This window comes from Frigoribacterium sp. VKM Ac-2836 (assembly GCF_013248995.1).
In the GTDB taxonomy this organism is placed as follows: Bacteria; Actinomycetota; Actinomycetes; order Actinomycetales; family Microbacteriaceae; genus Frigoribacterium.
The window spans coordinates 1858-5423 of the sequence record NZ_JABRPK010000009.1 but is presented as its reverse complement, the minus strand read 5'-3'; the positions used below and the strand labels follow the sequence as shown (position 1 = coordinate 5423).

General features: G+C 54.5%; 2 rRNA genes. Both read right to left on the bottom strand.

Annotated elements, in window-relative coordinates:
- Positions 1-55 precede the first annotated feature (55 nt).
- Positions 56-172: ribosomal RNA gene (gene rrf / locus HRF36_RS15470) — 5S ribosomal RNA — on the bottom strand.
- Between the two features lie 163 nt (positions 173-335).
- Positions 336-3458: ribosomal RNA gene (locus tag HRF36_RS15465) — 23S ribosomal RNA — on the bottom strand.
- Positions 3459-3566: the final 108 nt, after the last annotated feature.

Below are 3566 nucleotides of genomic sequence, written 5' to 3'. Positions count from 1 at the left end.
AACGCAGAAAGGCCCCTTCCGTGGAAGGGGCCTTTCTGGTGTTTCTCTAAAAGGAGTCCGGCGGTGTCCTACTCTCCCACAAGGTCCCCCTTGCAGTACCATCGGCGCTGAGAGTCTTAGCTTCCGGGTTCGGAATGTGACCGGGCGTTTCCCTCTCGCTATGGCCGCCGAAACATTTACCACACACCGATCATGCTGGTGGTGAAGTCTGTTTCAGACCATGCGTCCCACCCGTGATGGATGTGACGACTTGTCTGTTGAATTGTTCCCGACCGTATTTCGGGAACCACATAGTGGACGCAAGCAGCTTTCCCCCACCTCTACAGGGAGGGAGTGTTGTCAAGTTATCGGCTTATTAGTACCGGTCAGCTCCATGGGTCGTTAGTCCCCACTTCCACATCCGGCCTATCAACCCAGTAGTCTAGCTGGGAGCCTCTCACCCCTAAGGGTATGGAAATCTCATCTCGAAGCCGGCTTCCCGCTTAGATGCTTTCAGCGGTTATCCGTTCCGAACGTAGCTAATCAGCGGTGCCCTTGGCAGGACAACTGACACACCAGAGGTTCGTCCATCCCGGTCCTCTCGTACTAGGGATAGATCTTCTCAAATTTCCTACGCGCGCAGCGGATAGGGACCGAACTGTCTCACGACGTTCTAAACCCAGCTCGCGTACCGCTTTAATGGGCGAACAGCCCAACCCTTGGGACCTACTCCAGCCCCAGGATGCGACGAGCCGACATCGAGGTGCCAAACCATGCCGTCGATATGGACTCTTGGGCAAGATCAGCCTGTTATCCCCGAGGTACCTTTTATCCGTTGAGCGACAGCGCTTCCACAAGCCACTGCCGGATCACTAGTCCCGACTTTCGTCCCTGCTCGACTTGTCAGTCTCACAGTCAAGCTCCCTTGTGCACTTACACTCGACACCTGATTGCCAACCAGGTTGAGGGAACCTTTGGGCGCCTCCGTTACTTTTTGGGAGGCAACCGCCCCAGTTAAACTACCCACCAGGCACTGTCCCAGAACCGGATCACGGTTCGTAGTTAGATATCCAAAGTGACCAGAGTGGTATTTCAACAATGACTCCACCTGAACTAGCGTCCAAGCTTCACAGTCTCCCACCTATCCTACACAAGCCACTCCGAACACCAATACCAAGCTGTAGTAAAGGTCACGGGGTCTTTCCGTCCTGCTGCGCGTAACGAGCATCTTTACTCGTAGTGCAATTTCGCCGAGTTCGCGGTTGAGACAGCTGGGAAGTCGTTACGCCATTCGTGCAGGTCGGAACTTACCCGACAAGGAATTTCGCTACCTTAGGATGGTTATAGTTACCACCGCCGTTTACTGGGGCTTAAATTCTGAGCTTCGCTTGCGCTAACCCTTCCTCTTAACCTTCCAGCACCGGGCAGGCGTCAGTCCGTATACATCGTCTTGCGACTTGGCACGGACCTGTGTTTTTAGTAAACAGTCGCTTCCCACTGGTCTCTGCGGCCTTTCCCGCTCCGGGAGTAAATCCCATCACGGTTCCGGCCCCCCTTCTCCCGAAGTTACGGGGGCATTTTGCCGAGTTCCTTAACCACGATTCTCTCGATCTCCTTGGTATTCTCTACCTGACCACCTGAGTCGGTTTGGGGTACGGGCGGCTTGAACCTCACGTCGATGCTTTTCTCGGCAGCATAGGATCACTGATTTCCCCCAATCGGGGTACGCATCGGATCTCAGGCGCATTGACGACGGATTTGCCTATCGTCAGCCCTACATCCTTACACCAGGTTCACCTTACGGATACCATCGCCTGGCTCAGCTACCTTCCTGCGTCACACCTGTTAATACGTTAACCGCACCAGCATGGGGTCGAGCGTTAGACCGGCCGGCCTCACCCCGAAGGGATCAGCTCAGCCGGGTTAGGACTCTTAGCACCACTGGATTAGCTTGGGCGGTTCTTCGCCGGTACGGGAATATCAACCCGTTGTCCATCGACTACGCCTGTCGGCCTCGCCTTAGGTCCCGACTTACCCAGGGCGGATTAACCTGGCCCTGGAACCCTTGGTCTTTCGGAGGACGGGTTTCTCACCCGTCTTTCGCTACTCATGCCTGCATTCTCACTCGTGTGGCCTCCACGGCTGGTTTACACCGCCGCTTCACTGGCCACACGACGCTCTCCTACCACTCCGTACGACTGAACCACGAAGGCTTGTCTATAATACGAAATCTACAACTTCGGTGGTGTGCTTGAGCCCCGTTACATTGTCGGCGCGGAATCACTTGACCAGTGAGCTATTACGCACTCTTTCAAGGGTGGCTGCTTCTAAGCCAACCTCCTGGTTGTCTATGCAACTCCACATCCTTTCCCACTTAGCACACGCTTAGGGACCTTAGTTGGTAGTCTGGGTTGTTTCCCTCTCGACGATGAAGCTTATCCCCCACCGTCTCACTGCTGCGCTCTCACTTACCGGCATTCGGAGTTTGGCTGACGTCAGTAAGCTTTTGGGCCCCATCGGCCATCCAGTAGCTCTACCTCCGGCAAGAAACACGCAACGCTGCACCTAAATGCATTTCGGAGAGAACCAGCTATCACGAAGTTTGATTGGCCTTTCACCCCTATCCACAGCTCATCCCCTCAGTTTTCAACCTAAGTGGGTTCGGTCCTCCACGACGTCTTACCGTCGCTTCAACCTGGCCATGGATAGATCACTTCGCTTCGGGTCTAGGACATGCGACTGGATCGCCCTATTAAGACTCGCTTTCGCTACGGCTACCCCACACGGGTTAACCTCGCCACATATCGCTAACTCGCAGGCTCATTCTTCAAAAGGCACGCTGTCACCCCTACAAGGAGGCTCCAACGGTTTGTAAGCAAACGGTTTCAGGTACTATTTCACTCCCCTCCCGGGGTACTTTTCACCTTTCCCTCACGGTACTTGTCCGCTATCGGTCATCTGGGAGTATTTAGGCTTATCAGGTGGTCCTGACAGATTCACACGGGATTTCTCGGGCCCCGAGCTACTTGGGATCCCCATTCAGCCAGCGCCAGCATTTCGGCTACGGGGTTCGCACCCTCTATGACCAGCCATTCAAAGCTGTTCGCCTATACTGCGCTGTAACTGTTCCTGTCCGGCAGAACAGGACAACGGGTCCCACAACCCCGACCATGCAACGACCGCCGTCTATCACACATGACCGGTTTAGCCTCTTCCGATTTCGCTCGCCACTACTGACGGAATCACTGTTGTTTTCTCTTCCTGTGGGTACTGAGATGTTTCACTTCCCCACGTTCCCTCTACCCGCCCTATATATTCAGGCGGGAGTCACCAGACATAACGCCTGGCGGGGTTTCCCCATTCGGAAATCCTCGGATCAGGGCTCGATTATCAGCTCCCCGAGGCTTATCGCAGATTTCTACGTCCTTCTTCGGCTCCAGATGCCAAGGCATCCACCGTTTGCTCTTAGAAACTTGACCACAAAGTTGCTGCCAGCCAAAGACTGACAGCTCAGTGTTATCTCATTCGCCAACCACATCCCAAAGGGCGGGTTGGTCTAAGAAATTGCACTTAGTATCACAAACAAC